The organism is Serratia nevei (genome assembly GCF_024160145.1).
GTDB lineage: Bacteria > Pseudomonadota > Gammaproteobacteria > Enterobacterales > Enterobacteriaceae > Serratia > Serratia nevei_A.
In genome coordinates this window covers 1-18,069 of sequence record NZ_JAMYWQ010000010.1, presented here as the reverse complement: position 1 = coordinate 18,069, position 18,069 = coordinate 1, and the positions used below count along the sequence as shown (strand labels likewise).

The window sequence follows — 18,069 nt, the reverse complement described above, 5'->3', positions numbered from 1 at the left end:
ACGGCTAAATAGATATTTTCCACCCGATTCAGCGTGCGGCACTATGGCTTTATCTGCCGTCATTTTCGAATTGGGAATATCGCCATGCCACGCCCGTTGCACGACACCTCCACCGCGTTGAACGCCGCTAACCTGTTGGTTTTGCCGCAGCGTTTCGGCTGCCCGGTCTGGGCCTATGATGCGGACATCATCAGCCAGCGCATCGCTCAGCTACGCCATTTCGACACTATCCGTTTCGCGCAGAAGGCCTGTTCGAACATTCATATTTTGCGCTTGATGCGCGAGCAGGGCGTGAAGGTGGATTCGGTGTCGCTGGGCGAGATCGAGCGGGCGTTGCAGGCCGGTTTTCAGCCGGGCGGCGAACCGAGCGAGATCGTGTTTACCGCGGACGTGTTGGATCACGCCACGCTGGCGCGCGTCAGCGAATTGAAGATCCCGGTCAACGCCGGTTCCATCGACATGCTGGAGCAGCTCGGCCAGGTTTCCGCAGGGCATCCGGTGTGGCTGCGCATTAACCCGGGGTTTGGCCACGGCCACAGCCAGAAAACCAACACCGGCGGCGAGAACAGCAAGCACGGTATCTGGTATGCCGACCTGCCGCAGGCGGTGGAGAAGATCCGCCGCTACGGCCTGAAGCTGATCGGCGTGCATATGCACATCGGTTCCGGCGTCGATTACCAGCATCTGGAGCGCGTCTGCGATGCAATGGTGCAGCAGGTGATCGATCTTGGTCATGACATCAGCGCCATTTCCGCCGGCGGCGGCCTGTCTATCCCGTATCAGTACGGCGAAGAGGCGATCGATACCGAACACTATTTCGGTTTGTGGAACCGGGCGCGTGAACGCATCGCCGCACATCTGGGGCACCCGGTGCAGCTGGAGATCGAACCGGGGCGTTTCCTGATGGCGGAAGCCGGCGTCTTGGTGGCCGAGGTGCGGGCGGTAAAAGACATGGGCAGCCGCCACTTCGTGCTGGTGGACGCCGGTTTTAACGATCTGATGCGCCCGGCAATGTACGGCAGCTATCACCATATTTCGCTGTTGCCTGCCGATGGGCGCGATACCTCAGGGCAACCGCTGCGCGAAACGGTGATCGCCGGGCCGCTGTGCGAATCCGGCGACGTGTTCACCCAGCAGGCGGGCGGCGGCGTGGAAACCCGCGCACTGCCGCCGGTCCAGATCGGCGATTATCTGGTGTTCCACGACACCGGCGCCTACGGCGCATCGATGTCCTCCAATTACAACAGCCGTCCGCTGTTGCCTGAAGTGCTGTTCGAAAACGGCGAGCCGCGCCTGATCCGCCGCCGCCAAACCATCGAAGAACTGATCGCGCTGGAGCTTATCTAATAAGCGGGCGGGCGTGCTGCACCCGCTTTACAGCGTCATGCGGCGGTGCTGGCCATTGGGCAATTGCACATCCAGCGACAGCGTGCCGCCCATCGCCTCGATATAGCGTTTGAGCGATGACAGTTTGATTTCGCTACCGCGCTTTTCCAAATTGGCGACGGAGGGTTGGCTGATGCCGAGCCGCTTCGCCAATTCAACCTGAGAGACCGCCAGTTCTTCCCTCAGCATCGCCAGCCGCAGCTCGAAAATTTCCTTGTCCGCTTTTTGCCTGGCGGCGGCAACGACGGCGGGATCGAGCTTGTCGATCAGTTGGGATAAAGGTTTGGCCATCTGCACTACCTCCGGGTTGCCAGATAATGTGAAAATTCCATGGCGGCGATGGGCAACATGCGCTGGTAAAAGCGTTTGTCGCCGGTTTTATCGCCGCCGCACAGCAATACTGCTTACCGCTGTGGGTCAAAGGCGAAAAACACCCTGAAAGGGCGCCCGCGATGTTGAATGCGCAGCTCCTTCAACTGCCGGACCGCGTCGGAAAAATGCAGCGTATCGGCATGCGGCCGTGCCAATTGCGGGCCGAACGTCTGTAATTTGAAGATCGCCGCCAGGATGCTTGTTTGCTGGGCGTTGTTCAGCGCTAAAAACCAGTCGTCGAACCGTTCGACGGTCACCACTTGCCACATGACGTGCTCCGAATATAGCGTTTATGCTATATAGTGTAAAGGTTATTGTTTGTTCAATATGCACGAACGCTGGGAGCGGAAAAAATTCAAAAGCGGGAAATGCGGCGGGCTGCGCAATCTGAGCGCATGGGTGACGGCTCACCCATGCGGCGGCGTGAATTACGGCTGTTCGTGCGCGTTGTTGAGGGTGGCGACCGAGTGGCGGCGCACCAGCGTCGGGCTGAACATGTTGGTGATTTCCGGCAGCGGTTGGCGATTGGCCAAGGCCAGGGCCAGTTCCGCCGCCTGGGTGGCCATCGCCACGATCGGGTAGCGAATGGTGGTCAGGCGCGGCCGCAAATAGCGTGAAATCAGCACGTCGTCGAAACCGATCAGCGAAATTTGCCCCGGCACGTCGACGCTGTTGTCGCTCAGCACCGACAGCGCGCCGGCGGCCATCGGATCGTTGTAGCAGGTCACGGCGGAGAACGAACGGCCGCGGCCGAGCAATTCGGTCATCGCCTGTTCGCCGCCGATCTCGTCCGGTTCGCCGTAGGCGATCAGCTTTTCATCCACCGCGATGCCGTGTTCCTGCAGCGCGTCGAGATAGCCCTGCAGGCGATCGGTGGCGTCGGAAATCTGGTGGGTGGAGCAGATGATGGCGATGCGCTGATGCCCTTGCTGGATCAGATGACGGGTCGCCAGCCAGGCGCCGTAGCGATCGTCGAGCGCCACGCAGCGCGTTTCAAAACCCGGCAGTGTGCGGTTGATCAGCACCATGCCCGGGATCTGTTGCATCCAGCCGCAAAGCTCCTGATCGCTCAGCCTTTTGGCGTGCACCACCAACGCCTCGCAGCGGTGACGCACCAGCTGTTCAATCGCCTGACGCTCTTTTTCGGCGTCGTGGTAACCGTTGCCAATCAGCAGAAAATTATGGGTGGCGTAGGCCACCTGCTCGACCGCTTTGACCATCGCCCCGAAGAAGGGATCGGAAACGTCGGAGACGATCAGGCCCAGCGTTTCGGTGGATTGCTGCGCCAGCGCCCTTGCGTTGGCGTTGGGGTGATACTGCAGCTGTTCCATGGCGGCCAGCACCGCAGTGCGCGACCCTTCGCTGGCCTTGGGGGAATGGTTTATCACGCGGGATACCGTGGCCACGGAAACACCCGCCAGCCTGGCAACATCCTTTATCGTAGCCATATCAATCAACACATCCTGGGTAATCGCTTACATCCCCCAGTTTTGCGGAAAAAAACCGGGGCTGCAAGCGGTCTCGTGCGCAACTTGTGGCGGCCGTTGCAGAATCTTTTCGCGGCTGCGCGCATAATCGTCAGCCACCGAACGATAGCGCAATTTGTACGTTGGCTCAGGCGGCGGGCTGAGGTAACGTCTGTGCATTCCGATTTGCGCCGAGAACGCCATGTCCATTAAACGCTATCCGCAGCTCGCCCATTGGGGCGCCTATACCGCCGTGGTTGAAGACGGCCGGCTTATCCGCTGTGAACCCTTTGCCGACGATCCCGATCCTTCGCCGTTGCTCGATTCCATCGTACCGATGGTTTACTCCGACAAACGCATCCGCAAACCGGCGGTGCGCCGCTCGTGGCTGCAAAAGCGCGAGGGCAGTGACCGTACGCTGCGCGGCAGGGAAGATTTCGTCGAAGTGGACTGGGAGCTGGCGCTCGATTTGGTGGCGCAGGAGAATCGCCGGGTGCGCGATCGCTACGGCGCCTCCGGGCTGTTTACCGGCTCTTATGGCTGGTCGTCGGCCGGGCGTTTGCATCATGCGCGTTCGCTGGTGCGGCGGTTCTATTTCAGCGGCGGCGGAGGGGTCGATCAGCAGGGCAACTACAGCTGGGGCGCGGCGCAGTTTTTCCTGCCGTATGTGATCGGCACTTTCTCGCCGTTGACCGGGCGCGTCACCAGTTGGCCGAGCGTGGTGGAGCATTGCGAGCTGTTTGTGGCGTTTGGCGGGCTGGCGCTGAAAAACGCCCAGGTCTCTTCCGGCGGCGCGGCGGAGCATGCGCTCAAGCCCTGGCTGCAAAAGCTGGCGCAAAAGGGCACGCCGGTTGTCAACATCAGCCCGATGCGCGACGACTGCCCTGGGTTCGTCAACGCGGAGTGGATCCCGATCCGGCCGAATACCGACGTGGCGCTGATGCTGGCGCTGGCTTACGAAATCCAGCAGCTGGGGGCGCAGGACGAAGCCTTCCTGCACAGCCACTGCGTGGGTTATCAACAGCTGGCGGATTACCTGAACGGCGTGAGCGACGGTGTGGCGAAAACGCCGGCCTGGGCCAGCGCCATTACCGGCATTCCGGCGGCGCGCATCGCGCGGCTGGCGCGGCAGCTGATCGGCGTGCGCAGTTTTATCACCTGTTCCTACTCCGTGCAGCGCGCGCACCGCGGCGAGCAACCCTATTGGATGATGATCGCGCTGTCGTCGATGCTGGGCCAGGTCGGGCTGCCGGGCGGCGGTTTCTCGTTCGGCCATGGCTCGATGAACGGCGTCGGCAACCCGCGCGTGGACACCCCCGCGCCGACCCTGCCGGTAGGGGAGAATCCGGCCGGGCTGGCGATCCCGGTGGCGCGCATCTGCGACATGCTGCTGCACCCCGGCGAAACCTATCAATTTTGCGGCGAGACGCGCCAGTACCCGGATATCCACCTGGTGCACTGGGCCGGCGGCAACCCGTTCCATCATCACCAACAGTTGAATCGGCTGGTGGAGGGCTGGCAGAAGCCGGATACGGTGATCGTACAAGATATCTGGTGGACGGCGGCGGCCAAAATGGCGGATATCGTGTTGCCGGTCACCAGTTCGTTGGAGCGCAACGACATCGGCGGCTCCTCGCGCGATCGCTACGTGCTGGCGATGCATCAGGCGATTGCGCCGCAGCATCAGGCGCGCAACGATTTCGATATCTTCGCCGATCTGGCGGAACGTCTCGGTTATCGCGAGCGCTTTACCGAAAACCGCGACGAACGGGCCTGGATCGAAGAGATCTATCGGCAATGCGGCACAGCGCAGCGGCGTGCCGGCGTCGCCTGGCCCGAGTTTGAGGATTTTTGGCGCCGGGGCTATGTCGAACTGCCCGCGCCGGCCAAGGAGTTCGTCTTTTTTGACGCGTTCCGCGCCGATCCAGAGGCTAATCCGCTGCAAACGCCCAGCGGTAAGATCGAACTGTTCAGCGAGCGGATCGCCGGTTACCGCTACGCCGATTTCGCTCCGCATCCGCAGTGGCGGCCGCCGGTGGAGTGGCTGGGCGCGCCGCAGGCCAAAACCTGGCCGCTGCATCTGATCTCCATCCAACCGAGCGATCGTCTGCACAGCCAGATGGATCCGGCGCCGCTGGCGCAGGGCAATAAGACCGCCGGGCGCGAAACCCTGTATATGCATCCGGAGGACGCGGCGCTGCGCGGCGTGGCAGACGGTGCCGAAGTGCTGGTCAGCAACGCGCGCGGCAGCTGCCTGGCGGGGGCGTCGCTCACCGACGGCGTGACGCGCGGCGTGGTGTTGATGGCGACCGGCGCCTGGTTCGAGCCGGGTTTCGACACGCGGCGCCGGCCGGTCGAGCAGGCGGGCAACCCGAACGTGCTGACGCTGGATATCGGCACCTCGCCGCTGACGCAGGGGCCGAACGCCATGAGCTGCCTGGTGGAGGTCAGCGCGCGATGAATGACGATTTCACGTCGGGATAACCGGCTCGCCGTCGTTGCCATATTTATTTTTTCGCCGCTGCGGGAAGGTTTAAGTTTCATTGAGTTATTACAGCAGATCGCGGGAAATTTACAGCTGGTTGCATTTGGAGCAGAACTCTTGCGATTCGCCGGTAGTTTCCTGCACGGCATCTCTCTAGAGTAGGTGATCCCAGAGGTATTGATTGGTGAGAAATCAGCATACTCTGTATGTTGAAGCCATTTTCAATTGCACCAACCTACGCGGATGCGTAGGTTTTTTTTTGCCTGCCATATAGTATTCTTTTCCCTACAACGATTTACGCCTCCATGGCCAAGGGAGAAGGGCATGATCTTTTCACTGCTGCGCGCGCTGTTTCGCCTGCTGTTTCGGGTACGGGTCGAAGGGGACGTCCAGCACTTCGAGCGGCAAAAACTGCTGATTACGCCGAATCACGTCTCTTTCCTCGACGGCGTGCTGCTCGCGTTGTTCCTGCCGATAAAACCGGTATTTGCGGTTTACGCCAGCATCGGCGAGAGCTGGTTTATGCGCTGGCTGCGGCCCTATATCGATTTCGTCTCGCTCGATCCCACCAAGCCGATGGCCATCAAGCAGCTGGTGCGCATGGTCGAGCAGGGGCGGCCATGCGTGGTGTTCCCGGAAGGGCGCATCACCGTGACCGGCGCGCTGATGAAAATCTACGACGGCGCGGCGTTTATCGCCGCCAAATCGGGCGCCACCGTGGTGCCGGTGCGGATCGACGGCCCCGAATTCAGCCCGTTCGGCCGCATGGCCGGGGTATTCAAGATCCGCTGGTTCCCGCGAATCAGCATCCGCATCTTGCCGCCGACCACGTTGCCGATGCCGGAAGCGCCGCGCGCGCGTGAACGCCGGGCGTTGGCGGGCGATCGGCTGATGCAGATCATGATGCGGGCGCGGATGGATACGCGTGAACCGCAGACGCTGTTCCATGCCTTGCTGGCGGCGCAGCACCGCTACGGTCGCCGCAAGCCCTGTATCGAAGACATCGCTTTCAAAGAAGACAGTTACCAGACGTTAATCAAGAAATCGCTGGGCGTCAGCCGCATTTTGCAGCGCTTTACCGCAGAAGGGGAACACGTCGGGCTGTTGTTGCCGAACGCTACCATCACCGCGGCGGCGATCTTCGGCGCTTCGCTGCGTAACCGCATCCCGGCGATGCTCAACTACACCGCCGGCGCCAACGGCCTGAACAGCGCGATGCTCGCCGCCGGCATCAAGACCATCGTCACCTCGCGCCAGTTTCTGGAAAAGGGTAAGCTGACCCACTTGCCGGAGCAGGTGCCGCAGGCTAACTGGGTGTATCTGGAAGATCTGAAAGACACCGTCACGCTGGCGGACAAACTGTGGATCCTGCGGCACTTGCTGCAGCCGCAGCGTGCGGCGTTGCCGCAACGCCCGGAGGACGCGGCGCTGATCCTGTTCACTTCCGGTTCTGAAGGCCATCCCAAGGGCGTGGTGCATTCGCACGCCAGCCTGCTGGCCAACGTAGAACAAATTCGCACCATCGCCGACTTCACGCCGCGCGACCGCTTCATGTCGTCGCTGCCGCTGTTTCATTCGTTCGGCCTGACGGTGGGGCTGCTCACGCCGCTGATCACCGGCAGCCGTATTTTCCTCTACCCCAGCCCGCTGCACTATCGCGTGGTGCCGGAGCTGGTGTATGACCGCAACTGTACGGTGCTGTTCGGCACGGCGACCTTCCTCAACAACTATGCGCGCTTCGCGCATCCGTATGATTTTGCCCGCCTGCGCTACGTGGTGGCCGGCGCGGAGAAACTGGCGGACAGCACCAAACAGATCTACCAGGACAAATACGGCATCCGCATTCTGGAAGGCTATGGCGTGACCGAGTGCGCGCCGGTGGTCTCCATTAACGTGCCGCTGGCGACGAAAGTAGGCACCGTTGGCCGCATCATGCCGCAGATGGAGGCGCGCCTGATCGCGGTGCCGGGTATCGATAACGGCGGCCGCCTGCAGCTGAAGGGGCCGAATATCATGAAAGGCTATCTGCGGGTTGAACACCCCGGTGAGCTGGAGCCGCCGGCGGCGGAAGATGCGAACGGCGTGCTGCAGCCGGGCTGGTACGACACCGGCGATATCGTCAGCCTGGATGAGCAGGGCTACTGCACCATTCGCGGGCGCGTGAAGCGTTTTGCCAAGCTGGCGGGGGAGATGGTATCGCTGGAGAGCGTCGAGCTGCTGGCGCAGCGGCTGTCGCCGGAAAAACTGCATGCCGCTACGGCCAAAAGCGACAGCAGCAAAGGCGAGGCGCTGGTGCTGTTCACCACCGATCCCGCTATCACCCGCGAAGCATTGCTGCGGGTGGCGCGTGAGCTGGGCAGCCCGGAGCTGGCGGTACCGCGCGATATTCGCCTGCTGAAAACGCTGCCGGTGCTCGGCAGCGGCAAACCTGATTTCGTCACCCTGCGTCATATGGCCGAACAGCCGGAGAGTGCCTGATGAATCCTTCGAACGAATCCCCTTTGCTGTCACGCGGCATGATTGCCGTCATCAGCGCGCAGTTCCTCTCGGCGTTCGGCGACAATGCGCTGCTGTTCGCCACGCTGGCGTTGATCAAGCAGCAGCTGTATCCGGACTGGAGCCAGCCGATCCTGCAGATGGCCTTCGTCGCCACCTACATCATTCTGGCGCCATTCGTCGGCCAGGTGGCCGACAGCTTCGCCAAAGGGCGGGTGATGATGTTCGCCAACGCCCTGAAGTTGGCGGGAGCGTTGGTGATCTGCTTTGGGTTCAACCCGTTTCTCGGTTACAGCCTGGTCGGCGTAGGGGCCGCAGCGTATTCGCCGGCCAAATACGGCATTCTGGGCGAGATCACCAGCGGCGAGAAGCTGGTCAAGGCTAACGGCCTGATGGAGGCCTCGACCATCGCCGCCATTCTGACCGGTTCGGTGGCCGGCGGTATTTTGGCGGACTGGCATGTGGTGGCGGCGCTGGCGGCCTGTGCCTTGGTTTACGCGGTGGCGGTGGTCGCCAACCTGTCTATTCCGCGTCTGGCGGCGGCGCGCCCCGGCGCATCGTGGCGGCCGCGCGCCATGACGCACAGCTTCTTCACTGCCTGCGTCACGCTATGGCGCGATGGGCAGACGCGTTTCTCCTTGATCGGCACCAGCCTGTTCTGGGGGGCCGGCGTGACGCTGCGTTTTTTGCTGGTGCTGTGGGTGCCGGTGGCGCTCGGCATCGCCGATAACGCCACGCCGACGCTGCTGAACGCCATGGTGGCCGTCGGTATCGTGGTGGGGGCCGGCGCTGCCGCGCGCTTCGTCACGCTAAAAACGGTAAAACGCTGCATGCCGGCCGGGATCCTGATCGGCGTCGCGGTCGCGGTGTTCGCGCTGCAAACCACCATGCTCAATGCCTATGTCTTGTTGGCGATCATCGGCATGCTGGGGGGCTTCTTCGTGGTGCCGCTCAATGCGTTGCTGCAGGAGCGGGGCAAGCATTCGGTCGGCGCCGGCAATGCGATCGCGGTGCAAAACCTGGGTGAAAACGCCGCCATGTTGCTGATGCTGGCGCTGTATTCGCTGGTGGTGAAGCTGGGCGTGCCGGTGGTGGGCGTCGGCGTAGGGTTTGGCGTGGTGTTTGCGCTGGCGATTAGCGCGCTGTGGTGGTCGCAGCGGCGGTAAAAAACGGGGCGCAGCCTGGCTGCGCCCCGGTTGTATTAAGGTGCCGGAATGGTAAACCGGGTATGGATCTCTTCCAGCGCCTGCAGCACGTCCTCATCCAATACCACATCGAGGCTGTCGAGGTTGATTTTCAACTGCTCCAGCGTGGTGGCGCCCAGCAGGGTGCTGGCGACGAACGGCTGTTGACGCACGAAGGCCAAGGCCATCTGCGAAGGGTCCAGCCCGTGTTTTTTGGCCAGCGCCACGTACTCGGCGATCGCCAGCTGGGTTTGCTGCCCTGAATAACGGTTGAAGCGGGTGAACAGCGTATTGCGCGCACCGGCCGGTTTAGCGCCGTTGAGGTATTTGCCGCTCAGAGTACCGAACGCCAGGCTGGAATAGGCCAGCAGTTCCACCCCTTCGTGCTGGCTGATCTCGGCCAAGCCAATCTCAAAGCTGCGGTTCAGCAGGCTGTACGGGTTTTGAATCGACACGATGCGCGGCAGCTCGTGTTTCTCCGCCAACTGCAGGTAGCGCATCACGCCCCAGGGCGTTTCATTGGAAACCCCGATATAGCGAATCTTGCCGGCGCGCACCTGCTCGGTCAGCGCCTCCAGCGTTTCCAGCAGCGTAACCGTAGCTTTGTCATCGGTGTATTGATAGTTGAGTTTGCCAAAGCAGTTGGTGGCGCGCTGCGGCCAGTGCAATTGGTAAAGATCGAGATAATCGGTGTTCAGCCGCTTGAGGCTGGCGTCCAGCGCGGCGCGGATGTTTTTGCGATCGAGCGCCTGCTGCGGGCGGATGCTGCTGTCGGTGCCGCGCACCGGGCCCGAAACTTTGCTGGCCAGGACGATTTTTTCGCGATTGCCGCGTGCCTTGATCCAACTGCCGATATAGCTCTCGGTCAGGCCCTGGGTTTCCGGGCGGGGCGGCACCGGGTACAGTTCGGCGGTGTCTATCAGGTTCACGCCTGCGGCCAATGCATAGTCCAGTTGCGCATGGGCGTCGGCTTCGCTGTTCTGTTCGCCAAAGGTCATGGTGCCCAGTCCCAGTACGCTCACTTCTAAAGAACTGTGGGGAATACGGTGGTATTGCATTAACGGCCTTCCTTTCTTGTTAGCGCTGACGGGCCGCGCGGCCCGGTGAAACAGGAGCCCAATGTCAGAAGACGGCGCAAAGTCCGTCGGGCGGCGATGTCGCCTTTCCTGACTATAACCAAGCGGTGAAGATGGGGGAAGCGGATTCCGTGCGGACACGAATGGGGCTATCGCGCTTGAACGAACGATAGCCGGCGGGCGGTGATTAGCGTTCGATAACCTGGGAAACCTGATCGCCGTTGATCTGGCGGTGGTTGCCTTTCTCGTCTTTATAGCTGATGAGGCCAGTATCTTTGTCGATCTCCGGTTTGCCTTGCGTCAGGATCATGTTGCCGTCTTTGGTCGCCATCACGTAGTCGCTGGAACATCCCGCCAGGCCGGCCACCATCACCAGCGCAGATACAGCCATTACCCACTTTTTCATCCTGCGGATCCTCGATTATGCAGAAAACGTTGTGATTTCAAGATTAGCAAACTCTCGGCGAAGGGCGTCTCAGATAAGTCTTTATCTGATAAGAAAAAGTGAAATGAGAGGTCAACGAAGCGATGGAAGCCGCCGATGGCGGCTTCCGGGTAGGGTTATTCCGGCGAGCGGTTTTTCTTGCCGCGCATCAGATTGAGTGCTTCTACTGACATCGAGAAGAACATGGCGAAGTAGATGTAGCCTTTCGGTACGTGCACCTGGAAACTTTCCAGCATCAGCGTGAAGCCCACCAGGATCAGGAACGCCAGCGCCAGCATTTTCACCGACGGATGGCGGTTGACGAACTCGCCGATCGGCCGGGCGGCGAACATCATCACGCCGACGGCGATCACTACTGCCGCCATCATAATGAACAGATGGTCGGAAAGGCCCACGGCGGTAATCACCGAGTCAAGACTGAAGATAATATCCAGCAGCATGATTTGCACGATCGCGCCGAAGAAGCTGTGCACCCTGGTGTGGTGCTCTTCTTCTGAACCTTCGATGGTTTCGTGGATCTCTTTGCTGGCTTTCCAGATCAGGAACAGGCCCCCCAGCAGCAGGATCAGATCGCGGGCGGAAACGGTGTGATCCAGCACGCTGAACAGCGGATGCGTCAGGCGGATCACCCAGGCGATAGAGGCCAACAGCGCCAGGCGCATCAGCATGGCAGCGGCCAACCCGAGCCGGCGAGCTTTGTTCTGTTGCGCTTTGGGCAGCTTGGCCACCACCAGCGACAGAAAAATGATGTTATCAATACCCAGTACGATCTCAAGAATGGTTAGCGTGCCTAACGCTAACCAGGCATTGGGATCCATAATCCATTCGAACATTGCCCGGCACACCTTAATACTTAATAAATGCAAAGCGTGAATTATACGCGTTTATCGTGGCGCTGACAGGACTAGCTAAACCAGAGTTAAACGAAATCGCTTAGATTGAGAAATGTCTTGCCAGCAGCGCGCCGGTAAAACTCTTTTTCAGATAGAAACCGCGCGGCAGCGTCATGATAGGTTGCCCCTGTTCGCCGATGGCTTCGGTGAGTGCCTTGCTGTTGGCCGCTTTGGGGCGCAGCTGCAGCACTTCGCCGTGGCGCGCGGTGATGCGTTCTACGTGGCCGAGTACGATCAGATCCATCAACTCTTCCCAATCGCGGCGCAGCATCTCTTCTTCTGCGGCGCTCGGGCTCCACAGCAGCGGCGAGCCGATGCGGCGTTCGGCCAGCGGGATCTGCCGTTCGCCTTCTACCGGTATCCACAAGACGCGCGCCAACTTGTGGCGAACGTGGCTGCTGGCCCAGGTGACGCCGCTATTGCCGGTGAGCGGGGCGACGCAGACGAAAGTGGTTTCCAGCGGTTTACCGACGGCGTCGACAGGAATGGTTTTCAACTCGATGCCCAGTTCGGGAAAGTCCTGCTCCGGTTTGCTGCCGGCCATGGCACCGAGATACAGCTCCAGCAGCATGCCCACCCAACCTTTGTCGCGTTTCAGATCCTTGGGGATCGGCAACTGCGCGCGGGCGGCCAGTTCGCCAAACCGGAAGCCGGCCAGCGCCTGGGCGCGCTCAAACAGCTGCCGTTCATTTTCCGGCGGGGGCGGCAAAGGGGATAAAAACGCCATAAATCAAGCCTGTCGAATTTGGTTGAAAAACGTACTGCGATTATACACGGCGAACGATAGCTGCCATCGCCTGGGGAAAAGAATAATAGTAGCATGATTTTACATGACTTTTTTCCTTTCATTGCGCGGGTGCCAATGTACTGGCAGGGCTTGTTCACCTGAAGCCACCGACAATAAACAGGATCTTACACCTATTTATCCACAGATTTATGGGATAACCCAAATTTTTGCCGATCACTGGTTCAATTTACAGCCTTGACTCGGGCGGATTTTTACGAATTTGTCCGTTTTGTGCGTAACTTGCCCGGATAATCTGTGGATAAAAACGGCGTTGATGGATCTTTCGCCAGGGTAAGATCCTTACCGTGCATAGATCACATTTTTGACCTGTACATAACGGTGGTGTGTTATTTAACTGTTTGTTTTTAAATTTAATATTTATTTATTAGGGTGAAGGGGGATTTTGGGGTTTAAGAGTTTTACCGGCTTATCCCTCGAGTTCTGCACACACCTATCCACAGAAAAAGTGAATAAAACCGGTCTGAAAGGCTGGGGTATGTTTATAACTTTGCCTATATCTGTGAGTTATCCCAATGTTATCCGGCGCTGCAGCGCCGTAAAGCAGTGGTTTACCGCCTGTAGCTTGTGTGAAACAATCAGGACATCTATGCGAATTTAAGCTTATCGAGGTAGTCCGGTGATCGATGATGATGGCTACCGCCCGAATGTTGGTATCGTAATCTGTAATCGTCAGGGGCAGGTCTTATGGGCCCGCCGTTACGGTCAGCACTCCTGGCAGTTTCCCCAAGGGGGGATTAACCCTGGCGAAACTGCGGAGCAGGCGATGTACCGTGAGCTGTTCGAAGAAGTGGGGCTGAGTAAAAAGGATGTGCGTATCCTGGCTTCGACCCGCAACTGGTTGCGCTATAAATTGCCGAAACGTTTGGTGCGTTGGGACACAAAGCCGGTTTGTATCGGCCAAAAGCAAAAATGGTTTTTGTTGCAGCTACTGTGCAATGACGCTGATATCAACATGCAGCGCAGCAGCACGCCGGAGTTTGACGGTTGGCGCTGGGTGAGCTTCTGGTATCCGGTGCGCCAGGTGGTGTCGTTCAAACGCGACGTCTACCGCCGGGTGATGAAAGAATTCGCCGTGACCGTGATGCCGATGCAAGAACAGGCGGCGCCGCGGCAGCAGGCCCCCGCTTATCGCCGAAAGAGAGGTTAAGTTAAGCAGACTATGCTCACGCGCTTGCGAGAAATTGTAGAGAAGGTGGCCGCGGCGGCCAGTCTGACGGATGCGCTGGATCTGCTGGTCAATGAAACCTGTCTGGCGATGGACACCGAAGTATGCTCCATCTACCTGGCGGACAACGATCGTCGCTGCTACTACCTGATGGCCACGCGCGGGCTGAAAAAGCCGCGCGGGCGCACTATCGCATTGGCGTTTGACGAAGGCGTCGTCGGGTTGGTCGGCCGCCGGGCCGAGCCTATCAACCTGGCTGATGCGCAAAGCCACCCCAGCTTCAAATATGTGCCGCAGGTGAAAGAGGATCGCTTCCGATCCTTCCTCGGCGTACCTATCATTCATCGGCGCCAGCTGTTGGGCGTGCTGGTGGTGCAGCAGCGCGAGCTGCGTCAGTTCGACGAAAGCGAAGAGTCGTTTATGGTGACCCTGGCCACGCAGATGGCCGGGATCCTTTCGCAGTCGCAGCTCAACGCCATTTTCGGCCAGTATCGCCAAACGCGCGTGCGCGCGCTGGCGGCTTCGCCCGGCGTGGCGGTGGCGGAAGGGTGGCAGGACAGCAGCCAGCCCTCGCTCGATCAGGTTTATCGCGCGTCGACGCTGGATACCGCCAGCGAGCGCGAGCGCCTGACGCTGGCGCTGGAAGAAGCCGGCGCGGAATTCCGTCGTTTCAGCAAGCGTTTTTCCGCCAGCTCGCAAAAAGAGAGCGCGGCGATCTTCGATCTTTACTCTCACCTGTTAAATGACGCCCGCCTGAAGCGCGAACTGTTCGCTGAAATCGACAACGGGTCGGTGGCGGAGTGGGCGGTGAAGCAGGTGATAGAGGCCTTTGCCGAGCAGTTCGCCAAACTGCAGGATACCTACATGCGCGAGCGCGGCAGCGACCTGCGCGCGCTGGGCCAGCGCCTGTTGTTCCACCTCGACGACACCACCCAGGGCGCCACCCAGTGGCCGGCGCGTTTCGTGCTGGTGGCGGATGAACTGACCGCAACATTGCTGGCCGAAGTGCCGCAGGATCGCCTGGTCGGCGTGGTGGTGCGCGACGGCGCCGCCAACTCGCATGCGGCGATTCTGGTGCGTGCGATGGGGGTGCCGACGGTGATGGGCGCCGATATCCAACCTTCTCTGCTCAGCCAGCGGCTGCTGATCGTCGACGGTTATCGCGGTGAACTGCTGGTCGATCCTGAACCAGTGCTGGTGCAGGAATATCAACGGCTGATCAGCGAAGAGCTGGAGCTGAGCAAGCTGGCGGAAGACGACGTCGAACAGCCGGCGCAGTTGAAAAGCGGTGAACGCATTCAGGTGATGCTGAACGCCGGCCTCAGCCCGGAACACGAACAGCTGTTGGGCGGCCGGGTAGATGGCGTGGGGCTGTACCGCACCGAAATCCCGTTCATGTTGCAAAGCGGTTTCCCCTCCGAAGAGGAGCAGGTTGCGCAGTATCAAGGCATGCTGCAGCTTTACCCGAGCAAACCGGTCACGCTGCGCACGCTGGACATCGGCGCTGACAAGCAGCTGCCCTATATGCCGATCAGCGAAGAGAACCCCTGCCTGGGCTGGCGCGGCATCCGCATCACTCTGGATCAGCCGGAGATCTTTTTGATTCAGGTGCGCGCCATGCTGCGCGCCAACGCCGGCACCGGCAACCTGGGTATTCTGCTGCCGATGGTCACCAGCCTGGAAGAGGTCGACGAGGCCAAACGCCTGATTGACCGGGCCGGACGCGAGGTGGAAGAGGTGCTCGGCTATGCGATCCCGAAACCGAAAATCGGCGTGATGCTGGAGGTGCCGTCGATGATTTTCCTGATCCCGCATTTGGCCGGGCGCGTCGATTTCATCTCGGTCGGTACCAACGACTTGACCCAGTACCTGCTGGCGGTGGATCGCAACAATACTCGCGTCGCCTCGCTGTATGACAGCCTGCATCCCGCGATGCTGCAGGTGCTGAAATTGATCGCCGATCAGGGGAAAGCGGCCGGGTTGCAGCTTGGCCTGTGCGGTGAGCTGGCCGGCGATCCCATGGGCGCGCTGTTGCTGGTGGGCATGGGGTATCGCAATCTGAGCATGAACGGCCGTAGCGTGGCGCGCATCAAATACCTGCTGCGGCATATCGAACTGTCCGACGCTGAGGTGCTGGCGCGCCGGGTATTGAACACCCAGATGACCACTGAAGTGCGCCATCTGGTGGCGGCGTTCATGGAACGGCGTGGCATGGGCGGGTTGATCCGCGGGGGCCGCTAGCCGCCGCGCGGTGTGATTTTTTACAGAACTTTTCCCGCTCCGCCGGACCGGACTGCGTTAAGCCTATGTTATGATGCGCAACCTCAGCGCGGCGCATGCTCGTCGCCTTGCACACCGCAGCGGCCAACGCTGCCGTTAGCAAGGCGGGACAACCTTCGTCGCCGCTTGGCACCTGCCGCCCCCGCATGGGGAAAAATAACAGACATGTTGTGGTGATAGATGAGCAATAGCTATCTGGCGTTTCCTAAATTTGATCCGGTCATTTTCTCCATTGGCCCGGTTTCTCTGCATTGGTACGGCCTGATGTACCTGGTCGGCTTCGTTTTTGCCATGTGGCTGGCGGTGCGCCGCGCCAACAAGCCGGGCAGCGGCTGGACCAAAGACGAAGTTGAAAACCTGCTCTACGCCGGTTTCCTGGGCGTATTCGTCGGCGGCCGCGTAGGCTATGTGCTGTTCTATAACCTGCCGCTGTTCCTGGATAACCCGCTCTATCTGTTCAAGGTCTGGGATGGCGGCATGTCGTTCCACGGCGGCTTGATGGGGGTGATTCTGGTGATGTTCTGGTTCGCTCGCCGCACCAAACGCACCTTCTTCCAGGTTTCCGATTTTATCGCGCCACTGATTCCGTTCGGCCTGGGCGCCGGCCGCCTCGGCAACTTCATCAACGGTGAACTGTGGGGCCGCGTGACTACCGATACCCCTTGGGCGATGCTGTTCCCAAGTTCGCGCAGCGAAGACGTGGCCCTCGCCGCCGCCGATCCTTCTCTGCTGCCGCTGCTGAATCAGTACGGCGTACTGCCGCGCCACCCGTCCCAGCTGTATGAACTGCTGCTGGAAGGCGTGGTGCTGTTTATCATTCTGAACCTGTTCATCCGCAAGCCGCGGCCGATGGGCGCCGTATCGGGCCTGTTCCTGATCGGTTATGGCGCATTCCGCATCATCGTTGAAGCGTTCCGCCAGCCGGATGCGCAGCTCGGCCTGTTCGACGGCGTGATCAGCATGGGGCAGATCCTGTCCATCCCGATGGTGGTGGCCGGTGTTATTATGATGATTTGGGCGTACCGTCGTCGCCCGCAGCAACAACTGTCGTGAGGGACAAATGAAACAGTATCTGGATTTGATGAACAAGGTGCTCGCCGAGGGCACCCCTAAAGCCGACCGTACCGGCACTGGCACGCTGTCGATTTTCGGCCACCAGATGCGTTTCAACTTGCAGGAAGGTTTCCCGTTGGTGACCACCAAGAAATGTCACCTGCGTTCGATCATTCATGAGCTGTTATGGTTCCTGAACGGCGATACCAACATCGCCTACCTGCGTGACAACAAGGTCACCATTTGGGACGAGTGGGCCGATGAAAACGGCGATCTCGGCCCGGTGTACGGCAAACAGTGGCGCGCCTGGGGCGCCGCGGACGGCCGCCAGATCGATCAGCTGAGCAACGTCCTCCAACAGCTGAAGCAGGATCCGGATTCGCGCCGCATCATCGTTTCCGCCTGGAACGTCGGCGAGCTGGATCAGATGGCGTTGGCGCCGTGCCACGCGTTCTTCCAGTTCTATGTGGCGGACGGCAAGCTCTCTTGCCAGCTGTACCAGCGTTCCTGCGACGTCTTCCTCGGCCTACCGTTCAACATCGCCAGTTACGCGCTGTTGGTGCACATGATGGCGCAGCAGTGCGATCTGGACGTAGGCGATTTCGTCTGGACCGGCGGCGATACCCACCTGTACAGCAACCACATGGAACAGACTCAGCTGCAGCTGACGCGTGAACCGCGTCCGTTGCCGAAACTGGTGATCAAACGCAAACCGGCTTCGCTGTTCGATTACCGTTTCGAAGACTTCGAGATCGAAGGTTACGATCCGCATCCGGCCATCAAGGCGCCGGTCGCGATCTGACCTTAACCGCATCACATCAGGGGCGCAGCGATGAACTGCACCCCAAATGTTGGACACATCTGACATTTGGAGGTGCAGCTTTATGAAGTATTCACTGCAAGACAAACTCAATGCCGTCCGGTATTACCTTGCCGGGCTTGGCAGCCAACGGCAGACCG

The 18,069-nt window shown here is 60.1% G+C and carries 15 protein-coding genes and 1 pseudogene; 9 read left to right on the top strand and 7 right to left on the bottom strand.

The genetic code is table 11. The features are described 5' to 3' along the window. Window positions 1-84 precede the first annotated feature (84 nt). Window positions 85-1,347 (top strand): diaminopimelate decarboxylase, encoded by a 1,263-nt coding sequence (gene lysA, locus M6G53_RS09465; RefSeq protein ID WP_253330752.1) that lies wholly within the window; start codon window positions 85-87, stop codon window positions 1,345-1,347. A 27-nt stretch (window positions 1,348-1,374) separates the two neighbouring features. Here lysA and M6G53_RS09460 read toward each other — a convergent pair whose 3' ends face one another. The 3 genes and pseudogenes from M6G53_RS09460 to galR all read right to left on the bottom strand — a co-directional run bounded on the left by M6G53_RS09460 (window position 1,375) and on the right by galR (window position 3,206). Further along, the gene (locus M6G53_RS09460; protein WP_025304078.1) at window positions 1,375-1,677 is read right to left on the bottom strand and encodes a helix-turn-helix domain-containing protein; all 303 of its coding nucleotides are present in this window, start codon (window positions 1,675-1,677) and stop codon (window positions 1,375-1,377) included. Window positions 1,678-1,682: 5 nt separating this feature from the next. After that, window positions 1,683-2,027 (bottom strand): annotated as a pseudogene (locus tag M6G53_RS09455) (type II toxin-antitoxin system RelE/ParE family toxin). 159 nt (window positions 2,028-2,186) lie between these two features. Next, window positions 2,187-3,206: an HTH-type transcriptional regulator GalR gene (gene galR, locus M6G53_RS09450; RefSeq protein ID WP_123892512.1), complete on the bottom strand. Its 1,020-nt coding sequence runs from the start codon at window positions 3,204-3,206 to the stop codon at window positions 2,187-2,189. Window positions 3,207-3,426: 220 nt separating this feature from the next. Between galR and M6G53_RS09445 the strand changes: the two genes are divergently transcribed. The 4 genes from M6G53_RS09445 to lplT all read left to right on the top strand — a co-directional run bounded on the left by M6G53_RS09445 (window position 3,427) and on the right by lplT (window position 9,371). Further along, window positions 3,427-5,685: a molybdopterin guanine dinucleotide-containing S/N-oxide reductase gene (locus tag M6G53_RS09445; RefSeq protein WP_253330750.1), complete on the top strand. Its 2,259-nt coding sequence runs from the start codon at window positions 3,427-3,429 to the stop codon at window positions 5,683-5,685. Beyond that, window positions 5,686-5,871 (top strand): hypothetical protein, encoded by a 186-nt coding sequence (locus tag M6G53_RS09440; RefSeq protein ID WP_253330748.1) that lies wholly within the window; start codon window positions 5,686-5,688, stop codon window positions 5,869-5,871. A 162-nt stretch (window positions 5,872-6,033) separates the two neighbouring features. Beyond that, the gene (gene aas, locus M6G53_RS09435; protein ID WP_253330746.1) at window positions 6,034-8,187 is read left to right on the top strand and encodes a bifunctional acyl-ACP--phospholipid O-acyltransferase/long-chain-fatty-acid--ACP ligase; all 2,154 of its coding nucleotides are present in this window, start codon (window positions 6,034-6,036) and stop codon (window positions 8,185-8,187) included. Then, entirely contained in the window at window positions 8,187-9,371 is a 1,185-nt protein-coding gene (gene lplT, locus M6G53_RS09430; RefSeq protein WP_253330744.1) for a lysophospholipid transporter LplT, read from the top strand. The genes aas and lplT overlap by 1 nt, the downstream gene beginning before the upstream one ends. A gap of 35 nt (window positions 9,372-9,406) precedes the next feature. Here lplT and M6G53_RS09425 read toward each other — a convergent pair whose 3' ends face one another. From M6G53_RS09425 to mutH, 4 genes are all read right to left on the bottom strand, one after another. Next, window positions 9,407-10,447, bottom strand: a complete 1,041-nt coding sequence (locus M6G53_RS09425; RefSeq protein WP_253330741.1) for an NADP(H)-dependent aldo-keto reductase — start codon at window positions 10,445-10,447, stop codon at window positions 9,407-9,409. Between the two features lie 205 nt (window positions 10,448-10,652). Then, a complete protein-coding gene (locus tag M6G53_RS09420; protein ID WP_038878690.1) occupies window positions 10,653-10,871 on the bottom strand; it encodes a YgdI/YgdR family lipoprotein in 219 nt (72 codons plus the stop codon). A gap of 155 nt (window positions 10,872-11,026) precedes the next feature. After that, window positions 11,027-11,743 (bottom strand): TerC family protein, encoded by a 717-nt coding sequence (locus M6G53_RS09415; RefSeq protein ID WP_253330739.1) that lies wholly within the window; start codon window positions 11,741-11,743, stop codon window positions 11,027-11,029. Window positions 11,744-11,843: 100 nt separating this feature from the next. Then, a complete protein-coding gene (gene mutH, locus M6G53_RS09410) occupies window positions 11,844-12,530 on the bottom strand; it encodes a DNA mismatch repair endonuclease MutH (protein WP_253330737.1) in 687 nt (228 codons plus the stop codon). 697 nt (window positions 12,531-13,227) lie between these two features. Here mutH and rppH point away from each other — a divergent pair. The 4 genes from rppH to thyA all read left to right on the top strand — a co-directional run bounded on the left by rppH (window position 13,228) and on the right by thyA (window position 17,911). Next, on the top strand, window positions 13,228-13,758 hold the full coding sequence (rppH, locus tag M6G53_RS09405) for an RNA pyrophosphohydrolase (protein ID WP_253330735.1): 531 nt from the start codon (window positions 13,228-13,230) through the stop codon (window positions 13,756-13,758). 12 nt (window positions 13,759-13,770) lie between these two features. Then, a complete protein-coding gene (gene ptsP / locus M6G53_RS09400) occupies window positions 13,771-16,017 on the top strand; it encodes a phosphoenolpyruvate--protein phosphotransferase (protein WP_253330733.1) in 2,247 nt (748 codons plus the stop codon). 219 nt (window positions 16,018-16,236) lie between these two features. Further along, window positions 16,237-17,109, top strand: a complete 873-nt coding sequence (gene lgt / locus M6G53_RS09395) for a prolipoprotein diacylglyceryl transferase (RefSeq protein ID WP_015378920.1) — start codon at window positions 16,237-16,239, stop codon at window positions 17,107-17,109. Window positions 17,110-17,116: 7 nt separating this feature from the next. Continuing rightward, complete coding sequence (thyA, locus tag M6G53_RS09390; RefSeq protein ID WP_046899044.1) at window positions 17,117-17,911, top strand: thymidylate synthase; 795 nt, start codon at window positions 17,117-17,119, stop codon at window positions 17,909-17,911. Window positions 17,912-18,069: the final 158 nt, after the last annotated feature.